Here is a 15,476-nt window from a genome sequence, read left to right as displayed (position 1 = left end):
GCCGGGCGGCGTTCTTCCGGTGATGATGTTTTCTTTTTGTTCACATCCGCAAGGCTACGGTTGCGCCCAAGGGTTGGATCGCATTCAATCCACACTTGGGTTTTGGGAATGGGGCGTTCTCACCATGCCAGCGGTGCTTCTTCGTCTGCGGCTTGTCGTCTTTGTCTTGCTGTATCTGCCGTTCCACGGCCTGTCGTATGGTTACAGTGCGTTGAACGGAGACTATTACGTTCCCGACAAGGACTACGACGACAAGCCGGGTTGGTCCGTCGGTGTGAACATGCCGAGAAAATCGTGTTTGACCTTCACGTTCTTCGAGGGTGACGCGATGCTCATGTTGGGTGGCGACCATAGCCGGGGCGACCTGAACTTCTTCGCGATGATGTCGGGCAAGACGTGGAAGTATGTGGGTGACAAGAAGTACGCCGTCGAAGTCCACTATGACGGCGATCTGTCGTGGGAGGGGAAAGGGTTCGGCGTCGAGGTTTCAAGCTACAAGGGCGTAACGATCGAGAATTTGACGGCGGACGATGTCGGACGTTTCGCTCGCGGGAACGGTCTGTCGCTTGTCGTCAATGGAAAGACGCAGGCGCGCTTCTCCCTGGATGGCGCGCAAGACGCCGTTCATCGCATGCTCGCCTGCGCATTGGAGGTCGAGGCGGGACGAGTGCCGCTTGATCCGACCCCGTCCATCATTCCATCCCTGGACGCGCGGAACCACCCGGAAACCGCCGTCGCGCAGGTGAACAGGCCGCCAAAGTCGGACCTCTCGCCCACCAGGCGGGAGCCGAAGCGCGAGCCGGCGCCGCAAAGGCCCGAGGAAGGGCGCGACGCATCGTCTCAGGCAGCGCGTTACGATGAAGGCGACAGCTGGACTGTGGATATCAACAAGGGCGACCGCGTTTGCCTGATCGATATTTCTCTCGGAGAGCAAAGTCTGCTTATTCACTTCTTCGCGTCATTACACGGCGGTCCGATATATAGTGCGACTTTTGTGGACAAGTTTCCGTCGGAGAAAGGAAAGTATTTCTATGAAATAGGTGGACGCTGGGTTTTTTCCTCGGGTGAGGCGACGGCGTTCAATTACAAGGGGAAGGGTTACTATAAAATCGATGGTCTGGCTGCCAGTTTTGTAAAGGACGTCGCTCAGACCGACGCCCTGTTGGTCAGATTTGACGCTACAAGGTATGGTGAGTTCGACGTGAAGGGCTTTCGCCCAGGACTAGGTCGGTTCAGCGACTGCGTGCGCGAGTTCGGCGTCGCCTCTCCGGAGGTTCGTGAGGAGCCCGATGACGTCGCCTCTGCGGAGGTCCGTGAGGAGATCGACAGCATCTATGATGGCGGGGACGATTGGACGGTAGCTGCCGACAGAGCAAAAAGAACGTGCTCCGTCGCCCTCGATTACGGTTCAAAAGGGATAATTCTGGTTTCAAGGCCAGCCAGCACCAAAGCGACCTATTACATGGCGTTTGTTCGGGAACATTGGAGCCCGGCGAAAGATGAGTATGAGCTCGAAGTCGTAAACGAGACGCAGACCACCTTTCGGGTGACGGCCAAGACCTTCAAGGACAGTAAATCCGGATATGCCGTGCTTCATGAGTTGAACCAGGACTTCGTTGACTTCCTCACGCACAGCAAGATGCTGCGGACAAAGGCAAAAGGCATCCCGCCCGGGCGTTATGATCTGAGTGGCTTCGGCCATGCGTTCGAGCGATTTTCCGATTGCCTGGAGGAGGTGAGAGGCGAGGCGCCTCGTCCCAAGGTGCGCCGGATGAACTGACCGGACGCAGCGCATCCTGTTAGGCTTTATACCCCTATAAGGTCACGTCTTTTACCGTGAAAACCGGGCGCTAAGGTCTCCGCATCACAACAGCGGAGACATCTTCCATGCGCGTATTTCTGACGGGTGCGACCGGCTTCATCGGCTCGCATATCGTGCCGGAGCTTCTGGCGGCCGGGCACGAGGTTCTGGGCATGACCCGGTCCGACCGGGGCGTCGAGGCGCTCAGGGCGACGGGCGCCGCCGTCCACCATGGCGAACTCGAAGACCTCGCCAGCATTCGGGCCGGCGCGGCGGAGGCCGACGCGGTGATCCACACCGCCTTCGACCACGACTTCAGCCGGTTCGTGGAGAACTGCGAGAAGGACCGGCGGGTGATCGGGGCGCTCGGCGAGGTGCTCAAGGGCTCCAGCCGGCCGCTGATCATCACCTCGGGCGTCGGCATGGGCGAACAGGGCGGTGGCAAGCCGGCCATCGAGACGGTGTTCAACACGGCGCATCCCAACCCGCGCATCGCCTCCGAGGAGGCCGGCAACGCGGCGCTTGAGGCGGGCGTCGACGTGCGCGTGGTGCGGCTGCCGCAGGTGCACGACACCGCCAAGCAGGGGCTGGTGACGCCCTACGTCGCCATGTGCCGGCAGAAGGGTGTCGCCGGCTATCTCGGCGAGGGGCTCCATCGCTGGTCGGCGGGCCATGTCGGCGACGTCGCCAAGCTCTACGTTCTCGCTCTCGACAAGGGGCAACGGGGCGAGCGCTACAACGCGGTGGCGGAGGAGGGCGTCAGCGCGCGCGAGATCGCCGAGACGGTCGGCGCCGGCCTCGGGCTTCCGGCTCGCTCGATCGCGCCGGAGGAGGCGCAGGAGCAGTTCGGCTGGTTCGCCATCTTCGCCGCTCTCGACCTCAGCGCGTCGAGCCAGTGGACCCGCCAGCGCCTCGGCTGGACGCCGACCGGCCCCGGCCTGATCGAGGATCTTCAGCGGATGGACTATTCGGCGAGCGCCTGACAACCGAAAGCGGCCGCTCCGGCGAAAGGCCGGGGCGGTCTGCCCGCAAACCCGCGATGCCGCCCGATAGGTATCTGTCGAAATTGTCTAGTCCGTTCGTATATCCGGGTTCCTCTTCTAGTTAAAAATGCCAATGATCCATATATCTGCTTAATGATTTCAAGTCATTTGGTCTTCGTTATTGTATTTTGTTCTCTCAAATAGGAATTTTAGTTTGTCGGTAACCTGAGTCATGGGAATCATCTCCAGTCAATTTTGGAGGGTTCCATGACGATTGGCCGATATGTAGCGCTTGGTCTTTTGCTGTGTTCCACGGTGGGGGCGAATCCGGCCCTGGCCGAGGACGAATACGTGGCCGCCGCCCGTGCCTATGTTGAACAGCATGTCGTTCCGTTCCTGTCCGAGGCGGTGGTCGTCGATGCGATCAACGCGCAGAATGCCAAGTTCGCCGGTTTGCAGCAGGCCGACGTCGACGCGCTCGACCAGAAATGGCGGGCCGAGGTCGAAGCCGGCGACAAGCCGATGATCGACGAGGCGCTGGCCTCGCCTCTGTCCAAGTTCCTGATGGAACAGCGGGAAGCGTCGGAGGGCGTGATCACCGAGCTGTTCGTCACCGACGACAAGGGGCTCAACGTCGGTCAGAGCGATCCGACGTCGGACTACTGGCAGGGCGACGAGGCCAAGTGGCAGAAGTCGTTCCAGGCCGGTCCGGGCGCCATCTTCGTGGACGAAGTCGAGAAGGACGAGTCGACGCAGCAGCTGCAGACGCAGGTGAGCGCCACCATCGTCGATCCGAAGACCGGCGCGGCCATTGGGGCCATCACGGTCGGCCTCAACGTCGAAGGTCTTTGAGAGCCCGACCCGAAACTCTACTGGGGTGGGCATCTGGCTTAGTGTTCTGCGCTTCCGGTGCTCACGAACCTCAAGTTCGCTCCGCTCCGGTTCTCGAACCCGTCGCCATCTGCCGCGCCCCAGCGAGTTTCAGATCAGGCTCTGAGAGCCAACGCTTCGTACCGGTGAGACGCGGCCCCGCGAGAGGCCGCGCCCGTCGGTGCGCCACGATCCGTGGCCCGAGCCTCGGATGCCTTCCAAGTCGCGGAGACGAAACGGACCATGCCGCAAGCGCTTCTCAACCTTTCGCTCAAGGCCAAGATCGCCGCCATTCTCACCGCCGTGATCCTGCTGGTCATCGCCGCCACGGCCCTGGTTTCGCTGCGCAGCACCACGGCGATCATCGGCGAGGAGTTCGCAGACGCCCGCTTGCAGATGACGCAGCTGATCGCGGCGGCGGCCGAGGGCGGCATCAAGTGGAAGAAGAAGGACGTCGTCGCCGAGGCCTACGCCGAGTTCATCCGCGAGCCGACGCCCCCGATCCTCAGGGTGCGCGTGCTCGCCGCCGATGGCTCGACGATTACTGATTTCGCAGCGGCCAACGCCGACGCCGCCTATATCGACGCCCAGGCGGGCGACATGCTGGCGGCCAGCCCGACCGTCGGGTCGTCGCGCGCCGTCGACGGCGCGGTGCTGATCGTCATGCCCGTCGGCAAGGACAAGGTGGGCAAGCCCATGGGGCACATCGCCATCGCCTGGCGGACCGACACCCTGTCGCACTACATCAATGCGCTGACCGGACAGATTTCGGCGTCCCTTCTGGGCGGCGCCGTCGCCATGATCCTCATCGTCCTGCACTTCATCGGGCGGATCGTCACCCGGCCGCTCGGCCTGCTCAAGCAGTCCATCGGCGCGCTGGCCGACGGGCGCACCGATCTCGACGTTCCCTATCGCGGCCGCGCCGACGAGATCGGCCAGATCGCCTCGGCTGTGGAGGTGCTGCGGCTCGGCGTCGAGGAACGGCTTCGCCTGGAAGACGAGCAGCGCCAAAGCTATGAGCAGCAGCGCAGCCGCGAGCAGCGCTTGAGGGCCCTGTCCGAGGCGTTCCGCGACGCCGCCACCCGCATGCAGGGGACCGTCGACGAGCAGATGACCGCCCTCAAGGCGACGGCGGAGGGATTGTCGACGACGTCCAGCGACACCCGGCGCCGGGCCGAGGCCATGCGCGACAAGTCGAACTCGGCCTCGTCGAACGTGCGGTCGGTGGCCGCGGCGGCGGAGGAGCTGTCGAGCTCGATCCAGGAGATCGGCGAGCAGATCCGCCGGTCGACGGAGGCCGTTGCCGAAGTGGATGCCGAGGCGGTTTCCTCGTCGGGGCAGATCAGCGCGCTCAGCGATGCCGCCGACCGCATCGGCGCCGTCGTCGACCTGATCCGGGGCATCGCCGCCCAGACCAACCTTCTGGCGCTGAACGCCACCATCGAGGCGGCGCGCGCCGGCGAGGCCGGCAAGGGCTTTGCCGTGGTGGCCTCCGAGGTGAAGGACCTTGCCGGGCAGACCGCCAAGGCGACCGACGACATCGCCTCGCAGGTGGCCCAGATCCAGGCCAGCACGCGAACGGCCGTCGATGCGATCCAGGGCATCACCCACAAGATCGCCTCGGTGAAGGCGCTGTCGGATGCCATCGACGCGGCGGTGACGCAGCAGTCGCTGGCCACCGACGAGATCAGCCGGTCCATCGCGACGGCGGCCGAGGGAACGGCGATGGTGGCCGGCGAGGTCGAGACCGTGGAAGCGGCGTCGGCGGAGACCGTCAGCGTCGCCGGAGAAGTCAACGTCACCGCCCAGACGGTCGAGCGGGGCATCCGGGATTTCGGCGACATCGTCGAGGAGTATCTCGCCAACTCCGCCGCCGCGTGACGGCGAGCCCGGTTTAGCTGGCAGCGTGGTGGGGTGCCTTGCGCCCCACCGTCTCGGCCCAGGCGAGAACCGCGGCTTCGTCCGGCGGCAGATCGTGGCCGAGGCCGCCGTGGAAGGCCGCCCATGCTACGGCATGTTCGACGCGGACGCCGGCAAGAAGCGGTGTGTCGGCCAGCATGGCCCGGCCGAACAGCGAGCGGAAGCCGCCGCCCTCGATCTCCCGGATGCCGAAGCGGCTGAGAATGAGAAGGTCGAGGCCGGCGTCGATCTGGCGTTCGAGGTTGCCGGTGATCTCGGCCATGATCGAGGTGTCGAGCTTGCACGAGGTGGAGAGCGGGCCGAGGTTCTGCGAGATGGGGCGGACGGTTCCGCTGGCGAGGTCGGTCAGCGCCAGGCCGGCGCCGCCTTCGGCCTTTCCCTGGACCACGCCGCCGACACGCCCGCCCGCTGCCGCCACCTTGCGCGCGACGCTGGCAAGGAGCCCGTCGATATCGGTTTCCGGCGGGTAGAGGATGGCGGCGAGGATGGCCATGTCTGCGTGTCTCTCTCGGTGGTGGGAACGCCCGTCGGCGCAAGCGTAGAGCGTCCCTTTCCCTCTTGTCAAAAATGCCGCTCCAAAGGCGGATTTTCTGGAGTTCTTCTAAAAGCTTACCTTGGAGGGGTGCCGAATTCATGGATTGTAAACCACCCGCATAAATAGTGCCCGAAGTTAGGGATTCTTGGACGAATCCGGTTCTGTCCTCCGGAGGGCGGCATGGCGGCTTGGGACGATTTTAGCGGGCATACGAAGGCCTATGGCATCGACACGGCGGCCAGCGATGACATTCGCGCCGCCTGGCTGATCCTCGATCCGCACATGGAATCCATCTTCGCGGCCTTCTACAGCCGCTGGGGGCAGGAGCCCAAGCTGGCCGCCCTGGTGCGCGGGCGCATAGACCACCTCAAGAAGGCGCAATACGACCACTGGAAGCGGCTGTTCTCGGCCCGTTTCGACAAGGATTACTTCGAGAGCGTGCGGCGCGTCGGCCTCGCCCACGTGCGCATCGGCCTGGAGCCGCACTGGTACATCGCAGGCTACAACGACGTGTTGCAGCAGGTCTCGGTGATCATGGGCAAGCACGCCCGCCTGTCGGGCGCCAGGGCGGCGCGGATGATCGCCGCCGTGACCAAGGCGGCGATGCTCGACATGGATATCGCCGTGTCCGTCTATGGCGAGACGCTGATCCAGCAGATCTCCGACCGGGAAGACCGCGTCCATGAGGCGATCGGCGAGTTCGACGCCTCGATCAACGGTCTGCTCGGCAAATTCGCCAAGATGACGTCCGACCTCGGCGCCAGCTCGGGCGCGCTCGAAACGCAGGCCGCCTCGGTGACGGCGCGTTGCGACAGCATCCGCGATTCCCAGCAGACGACCGGCGAGGGCATCGCCACCACCGCCGCCGCCACCGAGGAGCTGCATGCCTCGATCGGCGAGATCGGCCGCCAGGCCGGGGCGTCGCTTGCCGTTTCCTCCAAGGCGGTGGATGGCGCCCGCCGCACCGCCAGTTCGGTGAAGGGCCTCGCCGACGCCGTCGACAAGATTGGTTCGGTGGTCGAGCTGATCTCGTCCATCGCCGCCCAGACCAACCTTCTGGCGCTCAACGCCACCATCGAGGCGGCGCGGGCCGGCGAGGCGGGCAAGGGCTTCGCCGTCGTGGCGCAGGAGGTGAAGTCGCTCGCCTCGCAGACGGCACGGGCGACCGAGGAAATCACCGGCCAGATCGCCGCCATCCAGCAGGCGACCCAGCAGTCCGTCGCCGACATCTCCGGCATCACCGAGACCGTCGAGGAAGTGGCGCGCATCGGCACGGCCATCTCCGCCGCCGTCGAACAGCAGTCGGCGGCCACCGCCGACATCGCCGGCTCGGCCATGGGCGTGTCGCGCTCGGCCGAGGAGATCGCCACCGCCATCGGCGAGGTGGTGGAGGAAGGCCGGAAGACCTCCGCCACGGCGGGCCGCGTCTCCAGCATTTCCCACGAGCTGGTGGAGCAGGCCGGCGTGCTGAAACAGTCCGTCGCCACATTCACGGCCAAGGTGGCGCAGAAGTAGCGCCCCTGTCGCGAGGTCGGCTCACAGGCTGATGAGCCGACCATCGGATATCGTTCGTTGACTCTACCGGGCGCTCGCGTCTTTACGTGCCGCCGTATGATGGCCTATTGGCTGTTGCAGATGGTGCCCGCGTTTGGGCGCCATCCTCCTGTCTTACAGCCCGTCCGGCGATCTCTTGTTCGCCAATAGGTTCTAGTTCTTTGTTTTTGAAGCAACTCCGGACGCAAAAGCGGTTCCGGCTTTTGCTGGGGTTGTTCTAGATCTCGTAGCCGTACTTCTTGAGGATGTCGGCGACCGCGTCCTTGTTCACGAAGCCTCTGCGGACTTCTTCAAAGACATCGCTCACGCCGCTTTCCGCGCTCTTCATCTCGCTGTATCGCGCGTCGTCCGGCGTCAGCATGATGTAGGCGTTGTCGGTATGGCTGTAGACGAGCTTGATGTCGTCGCCATATTGCGCCTTGAGCTTGCGCTCGGCTTCGACCGTGTTCATCAGCCGTTCAAGGCGAAGACGGGCGTCGGCGTCCGCTTCCGAGGTGCCCGTCGCTTTGATGTCCTTGATCGGGTCGCCGTTGCTCCAGCCGCCTGCGATGTAGAAGAAGTCATCGCTCATGTAGGCGGAGTATGCTCCGTCCTTCCGTGGCCCCAATGCGGTCACCGACGTTTCGGTCATGCCGACATCGGTATCTTGCAACTGCGCCTCGTATCCCGATCCGGGAATGACGGAGGCCTTGTCGCCTGGCACGTCCTTGAGGGCCGCGATCTGATCGGCAAGGCTCTCTGTGGTGCCTTGAGGTTCGTTGGCATTGACGGTCCTAAGCAGAGACTGGCCTTCTTGTTCGTCGAGGCTGTGGCCTGACGTGATGATCGAAAGGCCGTTGATGGACGTTCTCCCGCTCCCTGCGGTCGAAGAGCCGGATTGTTCCTGCAGTCCTGCCAGCGAGGCCTGCATCATGTCCGAAAGAAGGGACCTCGGGCGGGAAACGTTGTTGTTCGCGACTTTCAGGTCGCCGATGGCGCCTGCTTTGGTGATCTCCTCAGCGGTTCCATCGGCGCGTGATGAGGACGCGCCGGTGGCAAATAGGGAGGTCAGGAGCGGCTTGGCTGCCAAGGAGGAGATTTGCATCGTCCGGGTCGCCTTTCCTGATGGGGGCTGCGGTGGTTAGAGCCGTAAGTGTGCCGATGGCTTGTCCGCGGCTTGCGCCGGTGGACGGCGGGCAGGGCGGCGGCGCCACCTCTTGGGGGCAGAATCTGCCCGGTGAGGGCAAAGATTGCCGTGCCGGGAGGGCCTGGGGGCTATTGGTGGGCCCCAGGCGGTCGATAGGACCTAGTGGACTGATCCGTCTGACATATCCCGTCTCGCCGGAGGCGCGCCCCGGTCCGTCTAGACCGAGTAGCCGTACTTGTTCATGACGTCGTTGGCCACGTCCCCGTCCATGTAGCCCATGCGGACATCGCGGATCACGTCCTGTATCCCGCTTTCGACACTCTGCATCTCATTGTATTTTGCATCGTCCGGCGTCAGCATGATGTAGGAATTGTCGACTTGGCTATAGACGAGCTTGACGTCGTCACCATATTTCGACTGGAGTTCCTTTTCGGCGGAGACCGAGTTCATCAGTCTTTCAAGGCGTAAACGCTGGTCGGCCTCGATCGCGTCGTCCGAGTTGCTTTTCTTCATCGGGTCTCCGGTGCTCCAGTCGCCCTCGATGCGGAACCAGTCGTCGGTCGTGTAGGCAGAAGTTGCCCCGAACCCCAGTGCGGTGTTCGCCTTGGCCGACGTCTCCTTCATGCCTCCGTTGATCTGGATTTCGATCACCTCAATGCCGTCACCCGCCTTGGCCTGGGCCTGGTCGTTGTCGGCATCGGTCTCCCTGGGTACGAAGGAGGTGAGGGTGTTGCGAAGTTGATCCATATCCGAGCTGGAGACCGTTCTCAGCAAAGATACGCCCTGCCGCTGATCTATGCTGTGACCGGACGTGATGACCGAGAGTCCATTGATGACGACGGTTTCCTTCTTGTCGGCTTCCGAGTTGGCCTTTTCTTGAATTTCGACCACGGATGCCTGCATCTCGTCCGCCAGAAGCGATGCCGGACTGGAAACGACGTTGTCATTCGTCTTCGCTGTGCTTGGCGCGGTTTTGGCGCCAAAGCGGGTGGAGGTATCGTCGGCCTGCGACGCCGCGCTGCCGGTTGCCGGGAGGGAGGTGACGGTCGGGATGGTACCCAGAACGGGGAGTTGCATCGAACTGTTCGCCTTTCCGGTTGGAGTGGTGGGGCATCTCTCGCATCAATTGTGCCAACCGCGTTCCGAACGGCGGCGTCCCAGGTTGTGGTCAGGTGGAGAAACCGTCTGGATATCTTGATCCCATGCATATAGTACGCTATGCGTATCGTTATGACGGATCGCGCGAAAAGAGAAGCGGCCACCCTGATCAAGGCGGTGTTGGCCTTCGGGCGCAGGCTGCGGGCCGAGCGTGCGTCCGGACGCGTCACCTCGTCGGCGTCGAGCATGCTGAACACGCTGCACGTGCATGGGCCGATGTCGGCGAGGCAGCTGGCGCGGGAGGAGCGGCTGCAGCCCCAGTCGCTGACCAGGATCGTCAAGCGGCTGGAGGAGGACGGGCTGATCGCCCGGACACGCAGCGAAGAGGACCAACGCGAACTCATCATCGCGCTGACATCCCAGGGTGTCGGCGCGCTGGACGCGGATTTGCTGGAGCGCGGGCAGTGGCTGGTGCAGGTGGTCTCGGAGGCCCTGGGCGATCAGGACCGGGCCTTGCTGGCCGATGTGTCGCGCATCCTGCTCAAGCTCGCCTTTCACAATGTGGATTCAGTCATGCAGGGGGCGCACATGCCGGATTGGGTTCAATATGCCATCTTCTGGCACATCTATCCGCTGGGCTTCGTCGGCGCACCGAAAGTCGCCGATCCCACGGGGCCGGTGGAGCACCGGCTGGAGAAGATCGTCGATTGGCTCGATTACGCCGTCGAGCTTGGCGTTTCCGCGATCTTGCTGGGGCCGATCTTCGCTTCGTCGACGCATGGCTATGACACGATCGATCACTTCCGCATCGACCCGCGCCTCGGCGACGAGGCCGACTTCGACCGCCTGATCGCCGCCGCCAGTCGGCGCGGCCTGCGCGTCGTGCTCGACGGCGTGTTCAACCACGTTGGGCGCGCCTTCCCCCGGTTCGTCGAGGCCGAGGCCAACGGTCCGGGTTCAGAGGCGGCGCGCTGGTTCCGTCCGCTCGGCGATGGCGGCGACTACGCCACGTTCGAGGGGCACCGGAGGCTTGTCGCGCTCAACCACGACAACGACGCCGTCGCCGATTACGTGGTCGACGTGATGACGCACTGGATGGATCGCGGCGTGGCGGGCTGGCGGCTCGACGCGGCCTATTCCACTCCGCGCGCCTTCTGGACGAAGGTGTTGCCGCGCGTGCGCCACGCCCATCCGGATGCCTATGTCTTCGGCGAGGTCATTCACGGCGACTATGCCGGCTTCGTGCGGGAGACCGGCATGGATGCGGTGACGCAATACGAACTCTGGAAGGCCGTGTGGAGCGCCCTCAACGACACCAACTTCTTCGAGCTGACCTGGGCGCTCGACCGCCACAACGCCTTCATGGACGCCTTCGTGCCGCTGACCTTTGTTGGCAATCACGACGTGACTAGGATCGCCAGCCAGCTGACCGACGCGCGTCACCTGCCTCATGCGCTGGTGCTGCTGTTCATGAGCGGCGGCGTGCCTTGCGTCTACTATGGTGACGAACGCGGCTTCCGGGCGGTCAAGGGCAGTGGGGCAGGCGGTGACGACGCCCTTCGCCCGGCCTTCCCGGAGGGGCCGGCCCTGCTTTCGGACGATGGATTGCCGGTCTACCGGCTTCATCAGGACCTGATCGGTTTGCGCCGCCGAAACCCCTGGCTGGTTCGGGCCAAGAGCGAGACCTTGCATCTCGACAACAAGCACATGGTGATCAAGGTGCATGCCGAGGGCAATCGCCTGATCCTGGCGCTGAATGTGTCCGACGAGGCGGTTCGCGTGCCCGCCGGGGGCGCCGACAGCCTGCTGCTGGGACATGGCACGCTCGAAAGGGGTGCCGGCGTCGTTGCCCTGCCGGGGCACGGCTGGGCCGTGCTGTCGGGGTGAGGCGCCTTCGATCCGAACCGCGCTATCGGGCGACGGGCAGGGCGTTCAACCATCATTTCATCGCAAACTACATGCGATCCGTCTCAGATCGATCGCCGCCGTTGACTTCAATTGGCGCTTACTCCAAGCCTCACAGGCGTAGGAGGCTTGGCCTCAGTATTGATTGCCAAATATCATTGATCAGGCATGTGAATATTTCGAGTTCATCTTTTGGGGGCGTTTTGGCCCTTTGAAAACAGCGCCGCGTTTCCGGCTGTCGGTGTCGCCTGACGATCCCGGCGGCCGGAGGCGCGGCGACACAATCCCGTTCGTTTTCATGTGATCGTGTCCGGCTCGGGCCGCCGGAGGATCTCCGGCAGCCCGTCCGTGCCTTGCGGCTCGTCAACCGGCCTTGCGGGCCTTGCGGGCGGCGTAGCGCCGGTCGCGCTCGGCCTTGCGGGCGGCCTCGTCTTCGAAGACGCGGGCGATGCGGGCCTTGTTGGCGGCTTCGCGCTCGTCGGCTTCGGCGCGGGCAGCGGCCTCGATGGCGGCTTCACGCTCGGCCGCCTCGGCGGCAATACGGTTCTGTTCTTCGAGCTTCACCCGCTCGCGCTCGGCGCGACGTGCCTCGCGGGCCTCGGCGATGGCGATGCGTTCGGCCTGCCGGGCCTCGCGGTCGGGCGCGGCGGCGGCGATGGCGGCGCGATAGGCTTGAAGCTGGGCTGCCTTGGCCTCGATGGCGTTGCCGCGGCGGTCGTGAAGGTCTTTGTTCTTGATGGTCTTCAAATCTCTGATCCTGTTGGGAAAGGACTATCTGCCGGCGCGCTTGTGCGCCGGCTTTGCGGCCAAGGCGTGGCTAGCGCCCGTCTGGCGAACTCTGGTTCGCCAACAGGCTTTAGCTCTTTGTTTTTGGAGCAACTCCAGACGCAAAACCGGTTCCCACTTTTGCTGGAGTGGCTCTATCCTCGGCCTCCTTGGCAAGACGGGCCTCCCGCAAGCGGGCCGTCTTCTCGTTGCGGGCCGTGGTGATCGCGTCGAGCTCCTCGAAAGCCTGTCCGCGCGCGAAGAACTGCGACTGGGTCTTGCCGAAGGCGATCTCGGCCTGCTGCCGCGACTTGCTGTATTGCTCGGCCATGGGAAATCCTCGTGCCAATAAAAAAGGCCAGGCAAGATGCCTGACCTCGTTTGGTGTCCGCTCTCGCAATGCCAGTACATCCGTGGTCAAGGGAGAGCAGATATCCGATCAGGCAGCCTGGAGATTGCCGGCCGACTGCTTGCCAGTGCGCTTGTCGGTTTCCAGGTCGTAGCTGAGCTTCTGGCCCTCGGCGAGGTCGCGCATACCGGCGCGCTCGACGGCGGAGATGTGGACGAAAGCGTCCGGACCGCCGTTGTCAGGCTGAATGAAACCGAAACCCTTGGTGGAGTTGAACCATTTTACAGTGCCAGTGTTCATGATGAACCCTTTCGCAGCATGATTGAAGATCGCGACGCGGGAGCGTCGCGGAAGGTGATAACGATGCTTTAAAGGGAGGGTTCGTTCAAAACGCACTGCAAAGCACGTCGTAACCAAAGCTCGGCAAAAAAAGATCGATGGACCATCGAATAAGGATTTCCGCTGAGATAGTCAACCTTTATTTTGTGGCTCGATGTTTTTCTCGTGAAACCGGCCTTTCTACGAAGGATAAATCTTGCTTCTTTTCGGGCTGAACCTCGCTTTTCGCGACGAATTCACATCACGCGGGCGTCGCCGCCGCCGTCCGCATTTTTGCTTTCCCTTCGGTGGGCGGATGCTCTAGAACACCGGCCAAACGCAAACCCGCCCACCGGAAGGTCGATACGCCATGGCGCGCGAGTTCATCTATTACATGCACGGCACCACCAAGTCTTACGGTGGTGGCAAGAAGGTTCTCGACAACATCCACTTGCAGTTCTACCCGGATGCCAAGATCGGCGTTCTCGGTCCCAACGGCTCGGGCAAGTCGACGCTCCTGAAGATCATGGCCGGGCTCGACAAGGAATTCACCGGCGAAGCTTGGCTCGCCAAGGGCGCTACCGTCGGCTACCTGTCGCAGGAGCCGCAGCTCGACCCGAGCCTCGACGTGTTCGGCAACGTCATGCTGGGCGTCGCCAAGGACAAGGCGCTGATCGACGAATACAACGCGCTGATGATGGACTACTCGGACGAGAACGCCGAGAAGGCCACCAAGATCCAGGACATCATCGACGCCAAGAACCTGTGGGATCTCGACAGCAAGGTCGAGATGGCCATGGACGCGCTGCGCTGCCCGCCGGGCGACGCCGACGTTTCCACGCTGTCGGGCGGCGAACGCCGCCGCGTGGCGCTGGCCAAGCTGCTGCTTGAGAACCACGACCTCTTGCTCCTCGACGAGCCGACCAACCATCTCGACGCCGAGTCGGTCGCCTGGCTGGAAAAGCATCTGCGCGAGTTCCCGGGCGCCGTGCTGATCGTCACCCACGATCGCTACTTCCTCGACAACGTCACCGGCTGGATTCTGGAACTGGATCGTGGTCGCGGCATCCCCTACGAGGGCAACTACTCGGCCTACCTCACCGCCAAGGCCAAGCGCCTGGAGCAGGAGGGCCGCGAGGCCGCCGCCCAGCAGCGCGCCCTGGAGCGCGAGCGCGAGTGGATCGGCGCCAGCCCCAAGGCCCGTCAGGCCAAGTCGAAGGCGCGCATCAAGTCCTATGACGAACTGCTGCGCCGCAACGAGGAGCGGCAGACGGTCACCAACGCCCAGATCGTCATTCCGCCCGGCCCGCGCCTCGGCGACAATGTCATCAAGGTCGAGGGGCTCAACAAGGGCTATGGCGATCGCCTGCTGATCGAGGATCTGTCGTTCTCGCTGCCGCCCGGCGGCATCGTCGGCATCATCGGTCCCAACGGCGCCGGCAAGACGACGCTGTTCCGCATGATCACCGGCCAGGAGACGCCCGACAGCGGCTCGATCACCGTCGGCGAGACGGTGAAGCTCGGCTATGTCGACCAGAGCCGCGACGCGCTCGACCCCAACAAGACCGTCTGGGAGGAAATCTCCGGCGGCGCCGACGTGATCTACCTCGGCAAGAAGGAAGTGAACTCGCGCGCCTACTGCTCGTCGTTCAACTTCAAGGGCGGCGACCAGCAGCAGAAGGTGGGCTCGCTCTCCGGCGGCCAGCGCAACCGCGTGCACATGGCCAAGATGATCAAGTCGGGCTCCAACGTGCTGCTGCTCGACGAACCGACCAACGATCTCGACACCGAAACCCTGGCCGCCCTTGAGGACGCGCTGGAGGATTTCGCCGGTTGCGCCGTGATCATCTCGCATGATCGCATGTTCCTCGACCGCCTCGCCACGCACATCCTCGCCTTCGAGGGCGACAGCCACGTGGAGTGGTTCGAGGGCAACTTCGAATCCTACGAGGAAGACAAGAAGCGCCGCCTCGGCGCAGATGCGGTCAACCCGCACCGGGTGAAGTACAAGCCGCTGACGCGGTGATACGATCACGGGCCGCCGGCGATGTCGGCGGCCCGGTTGGGAAAGGCGAGGGGGCTGCCAACGTCGACGGTCTCCCCTCCGCCGCGGCCATGACCGCCGACACAGGTCATTTTCCTGCCCGGGGAGGCGTCGGCGCGTCAGGAGAAGAGCCCGCACGTGAGAGGTCGCGATCTGTTTCAGTCAGATCGAAGGCCTCTGTCTCTTTGTTTTCACGCAACTCCGGACG

The 15,476-nt window shown here is 63.7% G+C and carries 13 protein-coding genes; 7 read left to right on the top strand and 6 right to left on the bottom strand.

The annotated features are described in order from the left end of the window. Window positions 1–19: 19 nt before the first annotated feature. From M4J39_RS11955 to M4J39_RS11940, 4 genes are all read left to right on the top strand, one after another. A complete protein-coding gene (locus M4J39_RS11955) occupies window positions 20–1,780 on the top strand; it encodes a hypothetical protein (protein WP_251728127.1) in 1,761 nt (586 codons plus the stop codon). Between the two features lie 107 nt (window positions 1,781–1,887). Next, window positions 1,888–2,784: an SDR family oxidoreductase gene (locus tag M4J39_RS11950; protein WP_251728125.1), complete on the top strand. Its 897-nt coding sequence runs from the start codon at window positions 1,888–1,890 to the stop codon at window positions 2,782–2,784. A gap of 267 nt (window positions 2,785–3,051) precedes the next feature. Further along, on the top strand, window positions 3,052–3,636 hold the full coding sequence (locus M4J39_RS11945) for a hypothetical protein (RefSeq protein ID WP_251728123.1): 585 nt from the start codon (window positions 3,052–3,054) through the stop codon (window positions 3,634–3,636). 261 nt (window positions 3,637–3,897) lie between these two features. Further along, window positions 3,898–5,535, top strand: a complete 1,638-nt coding sequence (locus tag M4J39_RS11940) for a methyl-accepting chemotaxis protein (RefSeq protein WP_251728121.1) — start codon at window positions 3,898–3,900, stop codon at window positions 5,533–5,535. 13 nt (window positions 5,536–5,548) lie between these two features. Here the strand turns inward: M4J39_RS11940 and M4J39_RS11935 are convergent, their stop codons facing one another. After that, on the bottom strand, window positions 5,549–6,067 hold the full coding sequence (locus M4J39_RS11935; RefSeq protein WP_251728119.1) for a DUF2478 domain-containing protein: 519 nt from the start codon (window positions 6,065–6,067) through the stop codon (window positions 5,549–5,551). 222 nt (window positions 6,068–6,289) lie between these two features. Here M4J39_RS11935 and M4J39_RS11930 point away from each other — a divergent pair, with 222 nt between their 5' ends. Then, a complete protein-coding gene (locus M4J39_RS11930; protein WP_251728117.1) occupies window positions 6,290–7,624 on the top strand; it encodes a globin-coupled sensor protein in 1,335 nt (444 codons plus the stop codon). Window positions 7,625–7,880: 256 nt separating this feature from the next. On the opposite strand, the gene M4J39_RS11925 is transcribed toward M4J39_RS11930, so the two are convergent. Together M4J39_RS11925 and M4J39_RS11920 are read right to left on the bottom strand one after the other, a co-directional pair. Continuing rightward, complete coding sequence (locus M4J39_RS11925; RefSeq protein WP_251728115.1) at window positions 7,881–8,732, bottom strand: hypothetical protein; 852 nt, start codon at window positions 8,730–8,732, stop codon at window positions 7,881–7,883. 273 nt (window positions 8,733–9,005) lie between these two features. Further along, complete coding sequence (locus tag M4J39_RS11920) at window positions 9,006–9,866, bottom strand: hypothetical protein (protein WP_251728114.1); 861 nt, start codon at window positions 9,864–9,866, stop codon at window positions 9,006–9,008. A gap of 153 nt (window positions 9,867–10,019) precedes the next feature. Between M4J39_RS11920 and M4J39_RS11915 the strand changes: the two genes are divergently transcribed. Further along, a complete protein-coding gene (locus tag M4J39_RS11915) occupies window positions 10,020–11,774 on the top strand; it encodes an alpha-amylase family glycosyl hydrolase (protein WP_251728112.1) in 1,755 nt (584 codons plus the stop codon). Between the two features lie 381 nt (window positions 11,775–12,155). On the opposite strand, the gene M4J39_RS11910 is transcribed toward M4J39_RS11915, so the two are convergent. From M4J39_RS11910 to M4J39_RS11900, 3 genes are all read right to left on the bottom strand, one after another. After that, window positions 12,156–12,539 carry a DUF6481 family protein gene (locus tag M4J39_RS11910; protein WP_251728110.1) on the bottom strand — a complete coding sequence of 128 codons (384 nt, stop codon included), beginning with the start codon at window positions 12,537–12,539 and terminating at the stop codon, window positions 12,156–12,158. A gap of 109 nt (window positions 12,540–12,648) precedes the next feature. Beyond that, window positions 12,649–12,888 carry a hypothetical protein gene (locus M4J39_RS11905; protein WP_251728109.1) on the bottom strand — a complete coding sequence of 80 codons (240 nt, stop codon included), beginning with the start codon at window positions 12,886–12,888 and terminating at the stop codon, window positions 12,649–12,651. A 108-nt stretch (window positions 12,889–12,996) separates the two neighbouring features. Continuing rightward, window positions 12,997–13,206 (bottom strand): cold-shock protein, encoded by a 210-nt coding sequence (locus M4J39_RS11900; RefSeq protein ID WP_251728107.1) that lies wholly within the window; start codon window positions 13,204–13,206, stop codon window positions 12,997–12,999. A 388-nt stretch (window positions 13,207–13,594) separates the two neighbouring features. On the opposite strand from M4J39_RS11900, the gene ettA reads away from it, so the two are divergent. Next, complete coding sequence (ettA, locus tag M4J39_RS11895; protein WP_251728105.1) at window positions 13,595–15,250, top strand: energy-dependent translational throttle protein EttA; 1,656 nt, start codon at window positions 13,595–13,597, stop codon at window positions 15,248–15,250. The last annotated feature ends 226 nt before the right edge of the window (window positions 15,251–15,476 follow it).

It is taken from the genome of Pleomorphomonas sp. NRK KF1, assembly GCF_023721755.1.
Classification (GTDB): domain Bacteria; phylum Pseudomonadota; class Alphaproteobacteria; order Rhizobiales; family Pleomorphomonadaceae; genus Pleomorphomonas.
This window is presented reverse-complemented; position numbering and strand designations above follow the sequence as displayed.

What these genes read in the sequence shown, in the direction of transcription:
- ettA (WP_251728105.1), top strand. Translation starts at nt 13,595, where the DNA reads ATGGCGCGCGAGTTCATCTATTACATGCACGGCACCACCAAGTCTTAC.
- M4J39_RS11915 (WP_251728112.1), top strand. Translation starts at nt 10,020, where the DNA reads ATGACGGATCGCGCGAAAAGAGAAGCGGCCACCCTGATCAAGGCGGTG.
- M4J39_RS11905 (WP_251728109.1), bottom strand. Translation starts at nt 12,888, where the DNA reads ATGGCCGAGCAATACAGCAAGTCGCGGCAGCAGGCCGAGATCGCCTTC.
- M4J39_RS11950 (WP_251728125.1), top strand. Translation starts at nt 1,888, where the DNA reads ATGCGCGTATTTCTGACGGGTGCGACCGGCTTCATCGGCTCGCATATC.
- M4J39_RS11930 (WP_251728117.1), top strand. Translation starts at nt 6,290, where the DNA reads ATGGCGGCTTGGGACGATTTTAGCGGGCATACGAAGGCCTATGGCATC.
- M4J39_RS11920 (WP_251728114.1), bottom strand. Translation starts at nt 9,866, where the DNA reads ATGCAACTCCCCGTTCTGGGTACCATCCCGACCGTCACCTCCCTCCCG.
- M4J39_RS11940 (WP_251728121.1), top strand. Translation starts at nt 3,898, where the DNA reads ATGCCGCAAGCGCTTCTCAACCTTTCGCTCAAGGCCAAGATCGCCGCC.
- M4J39_RS11945 (WP_251728123.1), top strand. Translation starts at nt 3,052, where the DNA reads ATGACGATTGGCCGATATGTAGCGCTTGGTCTTTTGCTGTGTTCCACG.
- M4J39_RS11900 (WP_251728107.1), bottom strand. Translation starts at nt 13,206, where the DNA reads ATGAACACTGGCACTGTAAAATGGTTCAACTCCACCAAGGGTTTCGGT.
- M4J39_RS11935 (WP_251728119.1), bottom strand. Translation starts at nt 6,067, where the DNA reads ATGGCCATCCTCGCCGCCATCCTCTACCCGCCGGAAACCGATATCGAC.